Raw genomic sequence first — 20,306 nt, forward strand, 5'->3', positions numbered from 1 at the left:
AGATGGTTGATCGATGAATTATTTCCAAATGAACCTGAAGAAAACTATATGATGCACTGCCCTGAATGTGATCATAAGATGATTGTAAAAAAATAATTCAACAACTAAAGACAAATACAAAATGTTGGCTATTATGATAGCCCTTTTTGTCGTTCCTGATAACCTACAAATTGTGATAATTCGATTTTTTCACATATTACATTTCCCTGTTCCGAAGCCAAAATCTTAATATATTAAAAAAGCTAAATGGAAGGATACAAACACGGTCATTTTTAGATATATATGATTTTAAATTCATATAAATCCACTTTTCATCAATCATACTCGTATTCAATAAGACATGAATAGGATGAATACAATTTTCAAGTTCTTTTACTCCATCAAAAGAATAGGGTTTCCTATTTTCAAACTCTTCAAAACACTTCATATCACTCGTTGCCTCATGCATAGTGACTACTTTATTATTCTCATCAATATATAATTTCATTTTTGGACTCCTTTCATGAAAAAAGATGGACTCTTATTGTCCATCATCTTCGTTTTTCGCATTTGCGATATTTTGTTGAATCTGTTCACTTGCTGCTTTTAATTGATTTGAAAGCTCAGGATCTTTTGCGGTTGTCATATTATCTGTAACAGGACCATCACTAGCTCCGGTCTTCGTCAATTTTAAATATGTCCAGCCATCTGCCGTATGTGTATCATCAATCAAATAATTATAAGAATCAATTTCTAGATCATACATCTTTGAACTATCTTTATTTGTAAAATATGTATCAATTGGCAATTGTTCATTCACAATATTATAAGCACTATCAAGTGCCACATTCGCCACATCATCCGTTGCACTATCTACTAGATCAATATGTACACGTAGTGTTGCACTTAATAAATTCACACTTACCTTTTCTACATTATCAATGTTTCCTAGAGCACTCTCAAGAGATGAGATATTGTCTTTTGTGATGGCAGGATCTAAATCCGCTTTTGAAAAACGACTACCTTCCACAGGTCGATTTTGTCCACCTAAGCTTGTCAACAAAACATATCCTACAATCACAACAGGAATCATAATTATAATAACAGTAAACCATACAAGCTTGTGTCCTTGACCTGTAGGTTTATTGGACGTATGTCTTCTACGCTTCATCTTGGCCATTAAAAAACCTCCTAATAACGTATTTATTATAACACAGTACATAAAAACATTAAAAGTCTGAATGAATCAGACTTTTATCTTTTCTTTAATTCTTCTTGAATCAACTCATTTGTACGCTTAGGATTTGCCTGACCACGACTCGCCTTCATGACCTGGCCTACTAAGAATCCAACGGCACGATCTTTACCATTTTTGAAGTCTTCAATCGATTGAGGGTTGGCATCTAAAACACTGTTAACGATAGCTAAAATAGCACCATCATCACTTACTTGTTTCATACCCTTTTCTTCGATAACCTTCTTAGGATCTTTTCCTTGCATAACCTCTTCAAATACAACTTTACCTTGTTTTCCACTGATTTCTCCAGCCTCGATCACATTAATCAAGCTAGCCAAGTTTTCACTTGAACAAGGTACTTTCGCAAAACTTAAGTTGTTTTTGTTTAAGTAAGCTGAAACATCTCCAATGATCCAGTTACATGCTTTTTTCGCAAATTTTGTTGATTTTAATACTTCTTCAAAGAAATCAGCCATTTCACGATCAGAAACCAATACACCTGCATCATATTCACTCAATTCATAATCCTTCATGAAACGAGCTAAACGAGCATCAGGAAGCTCTTCTAGATTATCCTGAATCGATTTAACCCAGTCAAGATCTAATTGAATTGGGAAAATATTTGGCTCTGGGAAATATTTATAGTCAACATTTCCTTCTTTTTTACGCATTAGAATTGTAGTCTTTTGTGCTTCATCATAACGGCGAGTCGCCTGTTCTACTTTTTCACCAGCATCCAATAATGCAGATTGACGTTCTATTTCTGCTTGAACCGCTTTTTGAACATTCGCAATGGAGTTCAAGTTTTTGATTTCTGTCTTTGTTCCCAAAGTATCTTTATCTTTACTCAAAGAAATATTGACATCACAACGCATACTTCCTTCTTCCATCTTAACATCACTGACATTTAGATATAAAAGATTTTTACGAAGTGTTTCCACATAAGCTGCTGCTTCTTTAGCACTATGCATATCTGGTTTTGATACGATTTCAATCAATGGTGTTCCAGCACGGTTAAAGTCAATATATGTACCTGTATCTTTATGGAACTGTTTTGCGGTATCCTCTTCCATATGAATACGTTCGATGCGAATTTGTTTCTTTTCTCCATCTACATCAATTTCTACATATCCATTTGTTCCAATAGGATGGAACTGTTGCGTAATCTGGAATCCTTTTGGTAAATCTGAATAGTAATAGTTTTTACGATCAAAACGAACCAATGTTTCAAGATCACAATGCATAGCTGTACATGCCTTGATAGCTAAGGCTATAGCCTCTTTATTTACACATGGTAAGCATCCAGGATGTCCCAAATCCACAACACTTGTACATGTATTTGCGATTTCTCCAAAGCGCACAGGAGCACCAGAGAACATTTTTGTATTTGTCTTTAATTCACAGTGAATTTCAATACCAATCGTTACAAAATAATTCATTACTATCCCTCCAAACATTGTCCTTTTAAGCCTGTGCATTCTTCAATCGCACTAGATACATCAAACATTTTTTGTTCTTCAAAAGGCTTGCAAGTTAAATTCACAGCCACAGGCATAGAATCTACTTTTCCTAGTGGAAGTGTAATACTTGGATAACCAGAGAAATTTTGTAACTGCATGTGTTCTTCGGCAAAACTAGATACGCCAAAACGAACATTTGTACTTTCATTGATTAATGGTGCAATCGTTGGTGCTGCAACACTTAATACAGCATCACATTCTTCAAACATCTTCGCGTAAGCTTGAACGATCAAGCGACGAATCTTTTGGGCTTTTCTAAATAAACGATCTTGATTTTCTTCAAACAAAGAATATGAACCAATCACGAAACGGGCACGAACATAGCTTGAGAAACCTTTTGTGCGAGTATTTGTCATGACTTCTTCTAAATTTTGGCCTTCTTCACGCATTCCAAAACGAATACCATCCAGATTTGAATGGTTAGCTGTTGCTTCTGCATTCGCAATTGTCTTATAGACAGGTGCAATCAATTCCATATATTCTTTTGGCATTTCCACTTCAACAATCTTAGCTCCTTTTTCCTCTAATTTAGAAACTAAAGTGTTAAATTGAGCTTTTAATTCTTCGTTTTTCACTTCATCCATTACGGTTTTAAATACACCAATTGTTTTGTTTGTTAGATCCCCATTCAATAATTTTGAATATTCTTTAACCGCTTCATAACTTGAAGTCATATCATGATCATCACGACCGGCAAGTACTTCTAGAGCTAATGCAGCATCTTTTACATTTGTTGTAAAATATCCAACATGATCTAATGAACTCGCATAAGGAATGATGCCATAACGTGAAATACGTCCATATGTTGGTTTAACCCCAACAACACCACAATATGCAGCAGGTTTTCGAATGCTATCCCCTGTATCTGTACCAATAGCCAAAGGTACACATCCTGCGGCAACTAAAGCAGCACATCCACCGCTTGATCCACCTGGAATGCGGTTTAGATCATAAGGATTGTGTACAGCACCTGTGTAGGCATTCTTGTTGGTTCCACCCATACCAAGTTCATCCATACTTGCCTTACATACAAAGTCAGCTCCTGCCTCTCTTAATTTCTTTACGATTGTCGCATCATAAACAGGAACATAGTTATCTAAAATACGGCTACTTGCAGTTGTACGAATACCACAAGTAGAAATGTTATCTTTCAATGCGACTGGAACACCTGAAAGTTTTCCTTTCTTTATGTTATTAGCTTCATCAACCATAGTTACTACGGCATTTAATTTTGGTTGAACCGCATTAATTTTTTCAATAGCCACATTTTTATTTACACAATTTGAAATTTCCATCTTACTTCACCACCTTTGGAACGTGAACATGTCCCATACGCGCATCTTTTACATTCTTCAACGCTTCTTCTTGCGTTAATACATCACTTACAACATCTTCTCTTAAGAATGTTGTAGGTGCTTCAAAAGGATAGACCATAGGTTCTACGCCTTCTGTGTCCACTTTTTCAAAAAGGGATACTTGTTCTTCGACGGCAACGAAATCTTTTTTCAATTCTTCAATTTCTTCATCACTCAAATCAAACTTCAAATCGTTTGCCAATTTGTGAAAATATTCTGTACTGAACTTTTCCATATTCTCCTCCTATATCTTACTGATCACATTACATTCACTTGAACCAGATGCTCTCTCTATCAATGCATACACTGTATCATCATTTAGAACGGTAATCAAATAGTCACATTTTTTTGAACTAAATGTATCCATCTGATCTTTTACATCCTCAATCACGGCCAAGATTTCTCCGGCTGTCTTTCCGTGTGCTGTAATTGTCAAATTTAATTTCTTTAATTTTTTAGATTCAAATTTAGCCTCTCCCGTAATATACGTGTTATCTGGAAGAACTCTTGAAATCTCTTCTTTGAAAGACGCAAACTCCGTTGCAGCTGATGAATCCAAATCTGTAAAGCGTGAACTTGGAACCAATATCCATTCTTGACTTAAAGAAGTAAAACTTCCTTGTCCACCCTTATAATATCCTTCATAGATATAGCCGCCTTTACCGGTTGTATTTGAATCATCTAAGCGATAAGCCGCTATAAAGATTGGAATATTCTTATTGATTTCATTAAATCGCTCATGCATATAGGAAGCTAATTTAGAAAAAGTAACCTCCAAATAATTTTGCATCTTTTCATCTGTAATTTCTACACTCGAACCATCGGATGCATTTAATTCTCCATTAACGACAAGACCTAATGAAATTCCTTTTAGATTATCGTTTGTGTACCAATCTAATTCATACAAGTCCACTAAAATTGTCGCATTTGTCACAATCCCATTTCCCGTATCAAATTCTTCATCGGCACTTGGATTTAGACCATTTGGATTTCCATCACGAACCGTTCCTAATAATCCTCTTGAACCGTCTGTCGCATCCAATTCATCATAATCTAAGAATTGATGTGTCTTATACCCCACCGAAGTTGGTGAAAAATACTTTTTCGATAGATCCATCAATCCACTTTCCATTTCTACACGCAAATCTGTATCTTGGATCAAACCTACATGTTTGCTTCTTGTATCACTGGATTCATAGGGTAAAATAGCTTGATACGAGTCTTCATCCAATGCGTTTGCCTGATTTTTATTTCCGGTAGAACAAGCGCATAAACTCATTGCTAATAAACCAATCAATAATTTATTCTTTAGCATTTTCTACCTCCTGCACAAACTCTTCTTCACTCATTGTCATAACGCCTAGACTTTGTGCCTTTGTAAGCTTAGATCCTGCAGCCGTACCATAAATGACATAATCTGTCTTTTTGGATACAGAACCAGACACATTCGCACCTAAAGATTCTAAAATGGTCTTTGCCTCATTACGCGTATAATGTTCTAGAGTTCCTGTTAATACACATGTTTTATTTGTGAAACGACTTTGTACAACTTTTTTCTTTTCTTGTGTAAAATTACATCCAGCTTGCTTTAATACTTCAATTAAATGAAGATTCTTTTCTTCTTTAAAGAAAGCTACAACACTTTGGGCTGTAATTAAACCAATATCATGAATCATAACTAAATCATCCATACTTGCATGCATTAAAGTATCGATGTCACCAAATTGTTCAGCTAAAATCATTGCGGCTTTTTTACCAACCTGACGAATTCCAAGTCCATATAAGATGACACCCAATGGTTGTTTTTTACTATTTTCAATCGATTCAAGAAGCTTATCCACCGACTTGGTTTGATAGCCTGGTTTTTCAATCAATTCATCATAGTAACGATTTAAAAAATAAATATCTTCAATCGAATTTAAATAACCCCATTCGTGTAATTGCTCAATTTTCTTATCACCCAAAGTATCAATATTCATCGCATCTCTTGACGCAAAATGAATCATACTTTCGACAACACGAGCAGGACAATCTTGGTTGATACAATAGTGTGCCGCTTCATCAGGTAGTCGTACTAAATGGGAGCCACAAATTGGACATGTCGTTGGAAAATGATATGGCACTTGTGTTCCATCTCTTCTTTCAGGTACACTTGTTACCACTTCAGGAATAATTTCTCCAGCCTTTCGAACAACAACAATATCACCAATACGAAGATCTTTATTGGCAATCATATCTTCATTATGTAACTGAGCCGCACTCACCGTGGTTCCGGCAACACGAACTGGTTCTAACACAGCGTTAGGCGTAATTTTTCCGGTACGCCCTACTGTAATGACAATGTCTTTTAATCGCGTCAAAACTTCTTGTGCTGGAAATTTATAGGCAGTCGCATAACGTGGTACTTTAGCAGTGCTTCCAAGTCTTCTTTGATCGGCTAAATTATTTAATTTAATGACCATACCATCAATTTCATAAGGTAGATCCTCACGTTTTTCTTGAATTTCCTGTATAAATTGCCAAATTTCATCAACGGTTGTACAAACTTTACGCAATGGATTTGTTCTAAAATGCATCTTAGACATTGCTTCTAAAGCTTCTTCTTGTGTTTGTACCGCAAAATCAGACGCATTCTGGAAGTAATACCAATAGGCATCTAATTTACGACTTGCACACACACTTGAATTCAATTGGCGAATGCTTCCTGCAGCTGCATTTCTTGGGTTCGCAAAAGGGGCTACCCCTTTTTCTTCTTGTCTTTTATTTAATAGTTCAAAGCTTGCCTTAGGCATATACACTTCACCACGAACCTCAACATGTCGCGTTTCAGGAATGTGCATAGGAATGGAAAGGATGGTTTTTACATTGTTTGAAACATCTTCTCCAACTATTCCATCACCCCTGGTCACAGCTCGAGTAAAGTTACCATCATCATATAGTAATGCCATCGCAAGTCCATCGTATTTGCATTCTACGACAAATTCTGGATTCGAAACGCTTTCCGATATTCTTTGAACAAATTCTTCAATTTCTTCTTTATTAAACACATTGCCTAAGGACAACATTTGTGAATCGTGCGTAACCTTTTCAAATCCCTCAAGTACAGACCCAATGATTCTTTGACTAGGACTATTCGCATCCTGCATTTCTGGATGTTTTTCTTCTAATGCCATTAATTCTTGCATCAAACGATCGTACTCTTGATCGGTAACGCTTGGATTGTCATAGACATAGTATTCAATGGAATATTTTTCTAATTCTTTACGTAAGTCTAAAATTCTTGCCTTTTCATTCATCATACTCACCTAGGCTTTCTTTAAAGAAGGATGTGATGCATTTAATTTTTTCACACCAATCGTATGACCAAAGGCAATGGTTGCGACATCCCCACGTATTTCAAGCACAACACCCTGGCCATAAATCGTATGTTCAACCGCATCCCCTTTACGTAAACGTATTTTCTTTTTATTAGCACCAAGCTTAGATGGTCTTCCTGTTAAGGATTGAGACACAACAACCTTTGGTTGTTCTGGTGCTTCTTCTTTTTCTTCTTGTTCAATATATTCCATTGGGATTTCAGCTCTAAAACGACTTGGTGTTTTAAACGCATCCTGCATATAACTAAAGCCTGTATTCCAAGAAATATACAGTGTTTTTTTTGCACGTGTCATCGCAACATATAGAAGTCTTCTTTCTTCTTCTAATGCCTTCATACCACCTTCATCACATGCTCTAGAACTTGGGAATACACCATCGTTAAAGTTAACTAAGAATACTGTGTCAAATTCTAGTCCTTTTGCGGCATGTACCGTCATTAAGCTGACTGTATTTTCACTTGTTTCCTGTGTTTTATCCGTAAACAAGGCAATATCTTGTAAATAAGATTCTAAAGTCATTTCTGGATCTTCAATCATACTTTGGGCAATGTCTTCTTTTAATTCCTTTAAATTATCAATACGGTCCTGACCACTTTCTCGATCTTCTTTCAACATCGAAATATAGCCTGTTGTATCTAATACATAATCCAAGAAATCTTCTAACGTATAATGCTCTCTATTTTCACGTAGATCTTCAATTAAATCTACAAACATTTCACATTTCTTCGTAACTGCTGTACTTAATCCAATTGGATCTTTCATGACATCATATAAATTCATATGCCTTTCTGCGGCTTGTCTTTGAAGATTTTCAATTGTACGTGCACCAATACCACGACGAGGTACATTAATCACACGTAGTACATCCAAATCTAATGCCATTTGGTCTGGATCTTCTTCGCTACGGTTTGTACATAATCTTAAATAGCATAGGGCATCTTTAATTTCTTGTCTTTCATAGAAACGAATACCCCCATAGATTACGTATGGAATGCCGACCGATTTAAAGATACGTTCAAAAGCACGTGAAGAATAGTTCGAACGATAAAGAATCGCCATATCTTTGTATTCTAAACCTTTTTTGTGCTTTTCATTTATTTGACGAGCCACAAAGATTGGTTCTTCACTATCTTCTTTACCTTCAAACATTGTGATTTTTTCATCACCAGGAAGTTTTGTGTATAAATCTTTATCAATACGTTCCTTATTGTATTTAATAACTGCATTGGAAGCATCTAGAATTGGCTGTGTTGAACGATAGTTCTCATTCAAAATTACAGTTTTACATGGTTCAAAGTCTTTATTAAACTTCAAAATGATGTCAACACTGGCTCCACGCCAAGTATAAATAGTTTGGTCTGGATCTCCTACAACACATAAATGTGTATTCTTTCCAGTTAGTAGTTTAATAATTCCATATTGAATTGGATCCACGTCCTGGAACTCGTCTACGTGGATGTAGTCTAAACGGTTTTGCCACTTCTCACGAACAGAAGATACGCTATTTAATAAGCGGTGTCCCTCCAGCAACAAATCATCAAAATCCATAGCCTTCATTTCATTACGACGTTTTTCATAACCGGCATAAATTTTAGCTAAAGTAATACTGACATCATCCATTGCCATATTACCTGCCATTTGTGGATCAATATAGTTTGTCTTATAAGCACTAATGGCACCGAGTGCACGATTATAAGAAATCGTTGTTTTATCCACTTCTAATGTTTTATAAATCGGTTTTAAAATAGCCTTTTGATCTTCTGGATCCATAATTGCGAATGTTTTTGGATAACCAATCAAATCCGCATCTTCTCTAAGCATTCTTACGCACAAAGAGTGAATCGTTGAAATACGGACTACGCTTGCCATACTACCTAGTTGTGCTGTTAGTCGCGTTTTCATTTCATTTGCCGCTTTATTCGTAAATGTGATAGCCAAGATACGATTTGGTAAAATACCACAATCTTGGACCAAATAAACAATACGTGCCATTAAGACACGTGTTTTCCCGCTACCAGCACCCGCAATAATACGAACATGTTCGTTAATTGTCGTTGCAGCCGTTCTTTGATTTTCATTTAATGTATCTAATATTGAGTTACTCATAATTTTTAATCACCGTATCAATTTTACCATAAACCCAAAAAAAGTGCTCAGAAATATGAGCACTCAAAACCTCAGAAAACGAATACCTTCGTATTTACTTTATTTATTGGTAAAACTCTTCACAATAGCTTTGACAATTTCTATCTTCTTATGTTTTGGCGTTAACACAGAAGACACAAATCTATAATCCATCAACAACGTATCAACAGATGAATAGCCATATACTTTTGTTGTCTTCTCTAACACTTTATCTAGTCTTGTTGCGTTTCAGTAAAACCAGATTCCTTAATACATTGTTCTAAGAAAGCTAAATCCTTTTCCTTGGCACATACATCGTGGAAATATAAGAATTTTTCTTTATAGCGAAGTACAGCTTCTAATACATAGATACCATCTTCTTGCCATGAATCCATCCAAATTGTCTTCTTATCATATTGCATTGGATCTTGTTCCATAATATGATCTAAGTTTGTGACAATACCCGGTTGTTTACTGGCCTGAATCAACCAATCCCATTGTGCTTCATCTGTATATGGTGACATTAAACACAACGCTTGATTTACTGGATCATAGCTTCTTTCTGCGGCACCACTGGCAACAACTCTTGCATCTTCAAATAAGTGATACACTTCTTTAATGCGATATTGAATGGCTTCCTGCTCCATATTTTTGGCATTCTGCAATTTATTTTCTCGATCCAATTGTTCACACAAATCTGCATATACATCCAAAGGCAAATCAATTGTATGATCTTTTTCATAAGCAGCTTCCATATATTCACAAATATCATTGGCATGTTTAATGGTTGTTTCATTCATTAATGTGTATTTGCCAACACCCTCTTTAGCAAGTAAAGTCAACGCACAATTCTTATAGAATTTGGCATCTCTTTCCCAATCGTTCCAAACATAGAAAGAATCCATTAAGTCGCGAGTATTCATATGTTTAAATTCTTTTAAATCCAAATCTCCCTGACTTGTTAGGATACGATCTTCCTTTTGAAGCGGTAAGAAATAAGTTTCTTCATACATATAATTCTGTTGACGCATCACTTCATTTTCTAAAAGAACACCACGAATATAATCTATTTCATCCTCATACATAGAACTTAATCGATCAAAATCCTCATCCTTATCAAATTCCATATCATCCATTAGTTCATATTCTCCAGGAACTTCTTCCTGAATATCTTTAAATATATCTACCACAAACGCATGAAAGCCTGGACCTGCATGACGGGTATTGGCACGTAAAACCATATCACCATCTTCTTCTGTCACAACAATCTTTCCTTGTGGACAAACCAAGATATCAACATGATCATAACGATCTTCAATTTGCACTTCTTCTCGTCTTGCGATAAGGCCTAAAACTTCATACAATTCATTCATTTCTTTTTCATTTCGATCTTTACAAATCATTTGAACAAACATGTTAAAACCTCCTTCTAGAGTTACTCTCTATTATATCATAGTTGGCAAATGTATGTTATAATAAAGCGGTTAAAGGAGAACTAAGTATGAATCAAATTGCTAAAGAATGGCAAGACTATGAAGTTATTGATACTGGAAATAAAGAAAAACTAGAAAGATGGAATCAAACGATTCTAAGAAGACCGGACCCTGTGGCAATCTGGCCAATTGAAGATGAGCGTGCATGGAATAAAGCCGATGCTGTTTATCATCGTTCTAAATCGGGTGGTGGTCATTGGGAAATGAAAAAGCCTGTTAAAGAATTCTGGACAATTGGATATAAGGGATTGCGTTTTAAAATTAGTCCAACCGGATTTAAACACACAGGACTATTCCCTGAACAAGCCAGCAACTGGGATTTTATGGCTAATAAGATCAAAGAATCAAAGCGTGATGATTTAAGAATCTTAAATCTATTTGCCTATACAGGTGGTGCTACCATGGCTTGTTCAAAAGCTGGAGCGAAAGAAGTTGTGCATGTTGATGCTTCAAAAGGTATGATTCAATGGGCAAAAGAAAACATGCAACTTTCTAATTTACAAGATCGTACGATTCGCTTTATTGTCGATGACTGTATTAAGTTTGTTAAAAGAGAACAAAGAAGAGGAAGAAAATACGATGGTATCGTAATGGATCCACCTAGTTATGGTAGAGGGCCTAATGGAGAACTTTGGAAATTAGAAGAAGAATTATTCCCATTAATTCAAGAATGTATGAAGATCTTAAGCGATGATGCGCTATTCTTTATTGTGAACTGCTATACAACTGGATTTAGTTGCTCAACATTAAATGAAGCTTTATCAAGATCCATTCAGAAAGAAAAAGGCGGACACATTGAATGTGGTGAAAACTTACTTCCTGTAACGACAAATAATAGTGTATTACCATGTGGAATCTTTGGAAGATGGACGAATGACTAGTCCATCTTTTTTGTTAAGAAAAAGAAAAAAGGAAGAAAACTCTTCCTAACAAACCATCCACTCGGGATAGAATTGAATCCCATTTTTGATCATACGATGAATCAAAGGTCTTCCCAAAGTTTGAAAATAATGTTCAATCGTTGTGACTTGTAAAACCAAAAGATCGGCTGTTTTTCCAATTTCAATCGATCCACGATCTGATAAATTAAATTCTTTAGCTGGTAAAGATGTCATACTTTCTAATAATGTTCTTGAACACACTCGATGCGTTTGAAACAACATATAACTAATGGGTGCCATACTATATACATAGGAGTTTGGTAGTCCAAATCCACAACTCATTAAAAATGTTTCTGGAATTTCATTTTTCAATTCACTCAATCGATGTAGCACTGGTAATTTTGGCTGGTTTTTCTTATAAAACACATCCTGTTCTAACTTCATTCTTTGCGTATTTGGATTGTCACAAATTAAAGTTAAGATTCCATTTTGACGCATCGCATACAACGCATTGATATCTTGTCTTAATTGATCACCTAAACGTACGTGTGTAAAACTTTTAAATTGACAATCAATAAAAGCAGGCACAACACACTCGCCTTGTGCATCAATGACACGAGTTGCAGGATCTAGCCATTCTTTATAAGAATCCGTATTGATTTCAATGATCTTATCATGGTGACATGCAATAAAGGCATGATGCAAGATTGTAAAATCCTTATCACATGTATATAAGTTTTCAATATTTTTAATCAGTAAAGTTGCCTTCATGATACATGTGACCTTCCTTTCAATAGATGCTATAATAATTATACAACGAGGTGATGCGAATGTCTTTATTTAATCGAAGAAAGAAACCTATAATAGTTACAATCCATGGATTTGGAAGAAATCTAAGTCATGAATTCGATTCATTAGCGCGCTATTTAAAAGCTAAAAAATATGAAGTAATTCAATTTGATATGTACGATTTAAACAATCCAAATGATGCCAACTACAAAGATTGGGTACAAAGATGTGAAGCCAAATTAAGTCTAGCTATTAAAGAAAATCCTAACGTGATTCTAATTGGTTTTTCCATGGGAGGCGTAATTGCCAGTTATTTGGCAAGCATTTATAAAGTACAATCTTTAATTCTTTGTGCACCTGCCTTTGAATATCTTGACATTAAAAAAGTAACAGGTTTATTTAAAAAATCCGACAAAGAAAAGAAAGGCCCAAGCTCAAAACAATACCAAGCCTTCACAAAAATTGTTTCTCAATACAAAGAATCTATTTCACAAATTGAATGTCCGGTCCTTATGTTGCATGGAACAAGTGATGAAGTCATTGCTCCATCAAGTTCTTCTCATGCCTATAAGAAGATTCCAGCCCAAAAGAAACGTTTGATTTATATTGAAGATGCCAAACATAGAATGTTGTATGATGGAAGAATGGAACAGACTATATTTACAATCATCGAACAAATGCTTGAAAACAGAATATTTTAAAACCTTACTCAATTGATTCAATAATTAATTTGTGATAAACTACATTTGCTAGGAAAAACATACGTTTTGAGGAGGCAGTCTTGTTAGCGACACTGCTTCCTTTTTTTTGTAAAATAATAAAGCCAGTTTAAAATGTCCTGATTTGAAAAGATAAACAAACCATTTTTTCACACGAATCTAAAAAAAGACCAATCAAATTTGACTAGTCTACTTTAAAAGTTCCATTTTTCAAATCTTCTGCTAAGAAAGGCATAAAGTAAAATGGAATCGTAACCAATTTCTTTTCATGATCATACCCATAATTATTCTTTGATACTTTAATCGCCATTTCAAATGAATTTTGGTTTGAAAATTTATCTAAAGAATTTAAAACACCTTTACCCTTTTTCACATCTAAAGGATACAGTTTGTTATCGGATTCAATAATGAATTCTAATTCTGCATCATTTTTTCCACGCCAATAATATAATCCAATACCTTTTGCGACTAATTCATTCGCAACATAGTTTTCGTAAAATATACCAGATAAAGTATTCTCTTTATTTGGAGCAACAAAAGAAGATGCATTAATTCCACTTTGATATGAGAACATACCAATATCTCCCAAAAACAATCTGAATTTACCTTCTCCATCAGGAATCAGAGGCATTGTGACATGTTGTTTTAATTGGAAAGATTGATTCACAATATGAGCTAAGGTCAACCATTGAATTGGATGGAAATAATCTCTCGTTTTTGTCTTTTCTTCAATAAATCCGGGTGAAAAATTCTTAGATTCTTTATTTAGCTGTCCATATATATTTGAAAATAAATTCTTTGAACGTAAACAAGATTCTCGACTTGCCTGATACAATTCCATATCGGATAAATAGTTATCGTACAAATCCTTTAATACTCTTCTTGATTCTAGAAAACTATTGGATTCAAAGTATGTATTCACTGCTTCAGGCATACCTCCAATCAGTAAATATTTATAAAACTCATTTAATACTAATTCATGAATACTACTGCTTAATGGAGTTCTACTCTCATATGCCTTTTTTGTCACATTAAACAATTTTTCATTGCTATTCAATAAGAATTCATCAAAACTTAAAGGGTATATAGTGAGTTGTTCAATCTTACCAACAGGAAACATAAACTTTTGTGTGGATCCATTTCTTGTTAATTCTCTTTGAAGACGAATTCGTACCATTGATCCTGTCGCAATGATTGGAATTTCTCTAAAATCCTGGCAAAAATATTTTAAAGAAGAAATAATATTCGGACATTCTTGTATTTCATCAAATATTAAAAGTGTATTCTTAGTAATATCTTTACCTTTATATAAGCAAATATATTCAATTATTTTTTCTGCATTAGCTGTATGATCACAAAAATCGCGTATTTCATCTTCAATTTTAAAATCAATATATATATAAGAATTTGAATAATATTCTTCGGCAAATATATCCTTAACAAGATATGTTTTACCCACCTGACGAGCGCCCCATACAATAAGTGGTTTTCGATTCTTTCGAGCATTCCATTTTGTCAATAAATTCGTCGCATTTCTTAACATATATAATCTCCTTTATATATGGGTATTATAGCACACTTTCATCCCTATTTACACCTTTAAGCACTTTTTTATCAACTTCATTTGCACCTACAAGGACTTTTTTTATTTCTCCATTTGCACCTTTAAGGACTTTTTTTGTTTTGTGGTTTGCACCTGTAAAGAAAAAAGCCTGTATTTCTACAAGCTTAATCACCAATAATTGAATAAAACTGATCATAAGAAGGTTTTAATACTTCATATATATCTGGCTGAATACGATATTGCGTATAATCACGCAATCTTCCATCCTCTTCTTTTTCAATGACTCTTCTCTCAATCATTTTTTTATTCTTTAATAATCCGCCCTGTTTGACATCTCCCTTATATTCCAAAGGCTCATTATCATTATCTAATAGTTCTTCAAACAAAGCCTTATCCTTTTTGTTTAAAGATGTCATAAAATTCCATAAATCTGGAACATTCATCTTTTTCTCTTTCCTAAAAAACATAATCATCACCTATTCTTAATACCATTAAAACTTCTCTATTTTACAACGATGTTCTTTTGTCTTGGAATCATAAGTAATTCCAACCAATAATAAATTATCGGTATATTCTCGAATCGATTGAGGATATACTTTTTCCTTGATTTGATCTAATGCACTTTGAACATTATGATTCCATTTTAACTCCACCAATAAGGCAGGATAATAATCTTTATATTCAGGTTTAGGGATATAAACAAAATCCGCAAATCCTCTTCCTGTTGGCAATTCTCGTATTGGTTTAAAATAATATTTCAAAGTTGATAAATACGCAATCGTTAAAACACTGCTCAAACTATTTTCATTATGATATGCAATATTAGAAGCATACGTATTATGAATCTTTTCCATTTGTTGAGCTACAACTTCTGTCTCCATTTGACAAGTTGCTTCCAAAATGGTATCCGATTCCCTTTCAAATTGAATTAAATCATTCCATTTATCTTCTGAAACAGAATTCACAAATTCTTGTCGGATTTCTTCATTTGGAATAAATACCGTCTTATATGTTTGATTGTATCCCAAATATCCTAAATGAACCAATGCCGTTAAGACATCATCCATATTTTTAAATGAAACCATATCATTTTGAAAAGACGTTGTCTGCATCTTCACTTCATTACCACTTAACATTTCTAAAACAGCTTCTTTTAAGCCATCAAAATTCATTTGAATCAAACTATGAATTGATTCATAGCTACTTGTCTGTGCCCAATAACTTTGAAACACACCTAAAGTAAATAAACTCACAACGGCTTTCGGATTATATACATGCTGATGATTTAAGTAATATCCATCATACCATTTCTTGATTCTATCAAAATCTATATTGTATTTATTACTTAATCCTTTTACTTCCCCCTCTGTAAATCCAATAAAAGAAGCCAATGGACCTGGATTCAACATTGTATATTCATCAAAATTATTCAATGCGGACTGTGTCATTGTTCTTTTGATTGGTAAAATACCTGTTAAATACGCTAATGCGATATAACGAGAAGGTTGTGATCCTTTAAATAATCCTTTTAAGAAATCGATATATTCTTCTAGTAATTTTTTATTATTCGCATTATCACGAATCAATACATCCCACTCATCAATGATTACCACAAAGCGATGTCCTGTTTCATCATTGATTTTAGAAAGTGTACCAGACAAAGAAATAATTCCATTATAGTCAATATTGGAATATTCATTCTGTAATTCATGCATACAACTCTCTTTGATATAATTTACAATATCATTTATATTTTCAACTTGATCTTTACACCATTGTACATCAATATGAATGACATCATATTGATTTATATACTTCTCAAATGTAGAACATGAAGAAATCGTATATGGCTGAAATAATTCTCTAGAATCACATCCCTTTGAATAATAAGCACAAAGCATATCGGCAGTCATGGATTTTCCAAAACGTCTAGGTCTTGAATTACAAATGAATTTAGCTGTGGTTGAAAGCACACTATTTGTATATTCAATTAAACCCGTTTTATCCACATATATTTTTGAATGAACCGCTTCATTAAAATTCGCATTATCAGGATTTAGAAATATAGCCATATAGATTCCTCCTACACCACTATTATATCAGAAAAAGACTGTAGAATTTAAAAAACGAGATGTTAATTCATCTCGCCTTACTTCACTCCATGGCTTTTTAAATAAGAAGGTATGATTTTTATAAAACAAATGATTGTCACAATACTTGCATAAATATCGGCTATTGGTTGTGCATAGAAAATATTAGAAACTCCTAAAAAAGCAGGCAATAAACATGTACAACACAAATACATCATCTTACGATTTAATGATAAAAATAACGATAATTTTACATTAGATAATCCTGTAATTCCATCCACTAAAACATATTGAATGGACATCATCAAAATACCTAAACAGAAGATTTTAATAGCCTTATCTGCGATTGGCATAGTCATGGTATTATTAGTAAACATAGCCACAAATACATTGGAGTAACACATTGAAATAATAAACATAACAAGGCAGAATAAAAACGCAAATGAAATCACAATTTTAAAAGCTTCTTTGATCTTCTTTAAATTTTGCGAACCAAAATGATACGCAAATATCGGTTGTGTACCCGAACTAATACCAAGTAATGGTCCTGTAATCAATAAGAAATAGCTTTGAGCTACAGTAATAGCCGAAATATAAATATCACCCATATTTCCACCATACTTTTGAAGCATCATATTCATCACTATTAAAATGATTGAATCGGATGCGATAATCAGAAATGGGGAAAATCCAAGTTTAACAATATGCTTCATCTTCTCTATAGATAAATCTTCTTTTCTCAATTTGATCTTTGATTTGAATCTTAAAAAACAAAGCACGAACATACAAGATAAAAACTGTGCTACAACTGTACCAATGGCTGCTCCAGCCACACCAATCTTTAAAGTATGAATCAAAATAAAGTCAAAAATAATATTTGTGATGGCGCCAATACATACACTCAACATTGCGATTGTGGCATAGCCTTGTCCCGTTATAAAATAATTCAATCCAATTGACATTAAGGCAAAAAAAGTTCCTAATGTATAGATTGTTAAATAGGTATTGGCATAAGGATAAAGGGCGTCACTGCCTCCAAACCAATAGATCAAATTGTGTTTTAAAAGAATGAATCCAAGTGTTAAACAAACAGAAAGAACAACCAACATCACAAAGCTGTTATATAAGATTTGACTGGCCCTTTTCTCATTCTTTTGCCCTAAACACATGGATAGCCAAATCGAACCACCAATACCTACAAGTGTTCCAAAACTCGATAATAAAGTAATGATTGGCCCACATATTCCAACGGCTGCCAAACACACATTTCCCACTTCTTCAATTTGTCCTACAAACATACGATCGACAATGGAATATAAAATATTGACGAGCTGTGCAATCATACTCGGTATAGCCAACCCCATAACAAGCTTTAACATGGGTGTATTTTCAAAATCATTTTGTCGCATTTTATACTCTATACTCTTTAATATAATCTTTAGCTTCGATCAAATCTTTCGCAGTATAAATCGTCTGCTTCTTTTGTACATCTGTAGGTGCAATGATATCTGGTACTTGAATACAGTCAATACTAGCCCTATAAGCTGCTTCAACACCAACTACACTATCCTCTAAGACTAGAGCATTTCTTGCGTCTGTATCCATTTTCTTTAAAACACTTAGATAAATTTCTGGATCTGGTTTACGATTTATGACTTCATCCCCACATAATAAATAATCAAAACGATCATATACGCCAACTCGTTTTAATCTTTCTTCAGTAAGCTCTCTTCTTGTCGTTGTAGCGACAGCCTTTTTAATATGATATGCATCTAGAAAATCTAGGATTTCATTTAAACCTGGCTTTACTGGCACTTCCTTTTCCAACATACCATATCCAATGCGTTCCCATTCTTTAATTACCAATTCTTGAATGTCAGAAGATAAATATCGATCTAACACTTCTTTTTCATCTCTACCACTTTTACCAATCAATTTTGGAAATAAAGTAGAACCCATATTTTGAATACCATACTTATTACCCGCCTGATCAAAAGCTTCTTTCCATACGTTTTCCGTATCTAGCATTAACCCATCAACATCAAAAACAACTAACTCTAACATGTGCATCCTCCCCTATATGCGAAAAGCCCATCTGGGCTTTACTTTTAGATTATACTCTAGTATTCACAAAATCTGTATAGTCATTATTCGCATCACGATTTGGATCTAAACCATGAAGTTCAGGTACAAATACAGATATGATTTGAATCAAGTAAATGATAGAAAATATTGAATGATCCACATGATATAAATCAACAGGATAAATATAATCCTCATATGCATAACTTTGATTTGTGATCAATAAAACTGGAATTTGTTTAGATTTAAGATATTGATATGTTTTGTACATCAATTCCTTTTCCGTACCATCATCCAACAACAATACATTTGAAAATGTATTTAAAGATCTGTGCATACCATGTGAAAATTCTAAAATATCATTAAACATGGTTGGCATACACATGGTTTCCATTAGTTTAAGCTGGCCTTCTAAACAAGAACCAAATTGCATTCCATCACCGATCACATAGATATCTTTCATATCTTTTCCATAACTTGCATCTTTAAGCCAAGATACAAAACTATCCATTAATGATTCAAGATTCTTAATTTCATTTTTTAACTCTTCAAAATATTTCTTCACTTCTTCATTTGAAACAAATCCCTTGAAATAACCTGAATATATACCAATCAACATCAATAATAATAAAGTACAACTATACCCTTTTGTCTTAGCATTACTATCTTCTTCATCACAATGATAATAAAGAGTGTAATCTCCTAATGTATCCATAGGTGAATCTTTTACGTTTGTAAGTGTTAGAAGTGTAAAGCCTTTATCTTTCATTTGTTCTAGAACTTCTAAAACACCTCGACTCGTGCCTGTTTCACTAATTCCAATCACCAATGTCTTATCTTTATTTTCATAATTGATGGATTTGGCATTATGCTTAAAGTTACTTGGTGTATAGACATATACACGAACATGGGCCATATCACTTATAAAACTAGCAACTGAAATAGCTGCATTATAAGAACTTCCATGTGCACATATATAAATGGTATCAAAATCCTTTACTTTTTGAATAACCTCTTTATTTTCTGGATTATTTAAGATATTCAATAAATATGTAGGCTCTTCTTCTATATACTGCCACATTATGCTTCGAAGCAT

The 20,306-nt window shown here is 33.9% G+C and carries 19 protein-coding genes; 2 read left to right on the forward strand and 17 right to left on the reverse strand.

The genetic code is table 11. From position 1 onward, the window contains the following. Window positions 1–196: 196 nt before the first annotated feature. The 9 genes from FYJ55_RS05000 to FYJ55_RS05045 all read right to left on the reverse strand — a co-directional run bounded on the left by FYJ55_RS05000 (window position 197) and on the right by FYJ55_RS05045 (window position 11,007). Entirely contained in the window at window positions 197–487 is a 291-nt protein-coding gene (locus tag FYJ55_RS05000; RefSeq protein WP_154555910.1) for a hypothetical protein, read from the reverse strand. A 33-nt stretch (window positions 488–520) separates the two neighbouring features. Beyond that, window positions 521–1,159 (reverse strand): hypothetical protein, encoded by a 639-nt coding sequence (locus tag FYJ55_RS05005; protein WP_154555911.1) that lies wholly within the window; start codon window positions 1,157–1,159, stop codon window positions 521–523. 74 nt (window positions 1,160–1,233) lie between these two features. Continuing rightward, entirely contained in the window at window positions 1,234–2,655 is a 1,422-nt protein-coding gene (gene gatB / locus FYJ55_RS05010; protein WP_154555912.1) for an Asp-tRNA(Asn)/Glu-tRNA(Gln) amidotransferase subunit GatB, read from the reverse strand. A gap of 2 nt (window positions 2,656–2,657) precedes the next feature. Next, entirely contained in the window at window positions 2,658–4,031 is a 1,374-nt protein-coding gene (locus FYJ55_RS05015; protein ID WP_154555913.1) for an amidase family protein, read from the reverse strand. Between the two features lies 1 nt (window position 4,032). Continuing rightward, window positions 4,033–4,326 carry an Asp-tRNA(Asn)/Glu-tRNA(Gln) amidotransferase subunit GatC gene (gene gatC / locus FYJ55_RS05020; protein ID WP_117923679.1) on the reverse strand — a complete coding sequence of 98 codons (294 nt, stop codon included), beginning with the start codon at window positions 4,324–4,326 and terminating at the stop codon, window positions 4,033–4,035. Between the two features lie 9 nt (window positions 4,327–4,335). Then, window positions 4,336–5,406 carry a CamS family sex pheromone protein gene (locus FYJ55_RS05025; protein WP_154555914.1) on the reverse strand — a complete coding sequence of 357 codons (1,071 nt, stop codon included), beginning with the start codon at window positions 5,404–5,406 and terminating at the stop codon, window positions 4,336–4,338. Next, the gene (gene ligA, locus FYJ55_RS05030) at window positions 5,393–7,387 is read right to left on the reverse strand and encodes an NAD-dependent DNA ligase LigA (RefSeq protein ID WP_154555915.1); all 1,995 of its coding nucleotides are present in this window, start codon (window positions 7,385–7,387) and stop codon (window positions 5,393–5,395) included. The genes FYJ55_RS05025 and ligA overlap by 14 nt, the downstream gene beginning before the upstream one ends. A 9-nt stretch (window positions 7,388–7,396) precedes the next feature. Then, entirely contained in the window at window positions 7,397–9,574 is a 2,178-nt protein-coding gene (locus tag FYJ55_RS05035) for an ATP-dependent helicase (protein WP_154555916.1), read from the reverse strand. Window positions 9,575–9,825: 251 nt separating this feature from the next. Then, a complete protein-coding gene (locus FYJ55_RS05045; protein ID WP_154555918.1) occupies window positions 9,826–11,007 on the reverse strand; it encodes a hypothetical protein in 1,182 nt (393 codons plus the stop codon). A gap of 86 nt (window positions 11,008–11,093) precedes the next feature. Here FYJ55_RS05045 and FYJ55_RS05050 point away from each other — a divergent pair, with 86 nt between their 5' ends. Continuing rightward, a complete protein-coding gene (locus FYJ55_RS05050; protein WP_154555919.1) occupies window positions 11,094–11,966 on the forward strand; it encodes a class I SAM-dependent methyltransferase in 873 nt (290 codons plus the stop codon). A 45-nt stretch (window positions 11,967–12,011) separates the two neighbouring features. On the opposite strand, the gene FYJ55_RS05055 is transcribed toward FYJ55_RS05050, so the two are convergent. After that, on the reverse strand, window positions 12,012–12,737 hold the full coding sequence (locus FYJ55_RS05055; RefSeq protein WP_154555920.1) for a hypothetical protein: 726 nt from the start codon (window positions 12,735–12,737) through the stop codon (window positions 12,012–12,014). Between the two features lie 59 nt (window positions 12,738–12,796). On the opposite strand from FYJ55_RS05055, the gene FYJ55_RS05060 reads away from it, so the two are divergent. Continuing rightward, complete coding sequence (locus FYJ55_RS05060) at window positions 12,797–13,456, forward strand: alpha/beta hydrolase (RefSeq protein ID WP_154555921.1); 660 nt, start codon at window positions 12,797–12,799, stop codon at window positions 13,454–13,456. 202 nt (window positions 13,457–13,658) lie between these two features. Here FYJ55_RS05060 and FYJ55_RS05065 read toward each other — a convergent pair whose 3' ends face one another. The 7 genes from FYJ55_RS05065 to FYJ55_RS05095 all read right to left on the reverse strand — a co-directional run bounded on the left by FYJ55_RS05065 (window position 13,659) and on the right by FYJ55_RS05095 (window position 20,306). Beyond that, window positions 13,659–15,017 carry an ATP-binding protein gene (locus FYJ55_RS05065; RefSeq protein ID WP_154555922.1) on the reverse strand — a complete coding sequence of 453 codons (1,359 nt, stop codon included), beginning with the start codon at window positions 15,015–15,017 and terminating at the stop codon, window positions 13,659–13,661. A gap of 25 nt (window positions 15,018–15,042) precedes the next feature. Further along, window positions 15,043–15,234, reverse strand: a complete 192-nt coding sequence (locus tag FYJ55_RS05070; protein WP_154555923.1) for a hypothetical protein — start codon at window positions 15,232–15,234, stop codon at window positions 15,043–15,045. Continuing rightward, window positions 15,203–15,505: a hypothetical protein gene (locus tag FYJ55_RS05075; protein WP_154555924.1), complete on the reverse strand. Its 303-nt coding sequence runs from the start codon at window positions 15,503–15,505 to the stop codon at window positions 15,203–15,205. Before FYJ55_RS05075 ends, FYJ55_RS05070 begins: the two co-directional genes overlap by 32 nt. Window positions 15,506–15,529: 24 nt before the next feature. Beyond that, on the reverse strand, window positions 15,530–17,110 hold the full coding sequence (locus FYJ55_RS05080; protein WP_154555925.1) for an AAA family ATPase: 1,581 nt from the start codon (window positions 17,108–17,110) through the stop codon (window positions 15,530–15,532). A gap of 77 nt (window positions 17,111–17,187) precedes the next feature. After that, window positions 17,188–18,537 (reverse strand): MATE family efflux transporter, encoded by a 1,350-nt coding sequence (locus FYJ55_RS05085; protein ID WP_229771095.1) that lies wholly within the window; start codon window positions 18,535–18,537, stop codon window positions 17,188–17,190. A 1-nt stretch (window position 18,538) separates the two neighbouring features. Then, entirely contained in the window at window positions 18,539–19,192 is a 654-nt protein-coding gene (locus FYJ55_RS05090; protein ID WP_195836668.1) for an HAD family hydrolase, read from the reverse strand. Between the two features lie 49 nt (window positions 19,193–19,241). After that, the gene (locus FYJ55_RS05095; protein ID WP_195836669.1) at window positions 19,242–20,306 is read right to left on the reverse strand and encodes an SIS domain-containing protein; all 1,065 of its coding nucleotides are present in this window, start codon (window positions 20,304–20,306) and stop codon (window positions 19,242–19,244) included.

Origin of the sequence: Holdemanella porci (genome assembly GCF_009696075.1) — a bacterium.
Taxonomy (GTDB): domain Bacteria; phylum Bacillota_I; class Bacilli_A; order Erysipelotrichales; family Erysipelotrichaceae; genus Holdemanella; species Holdemanella porci.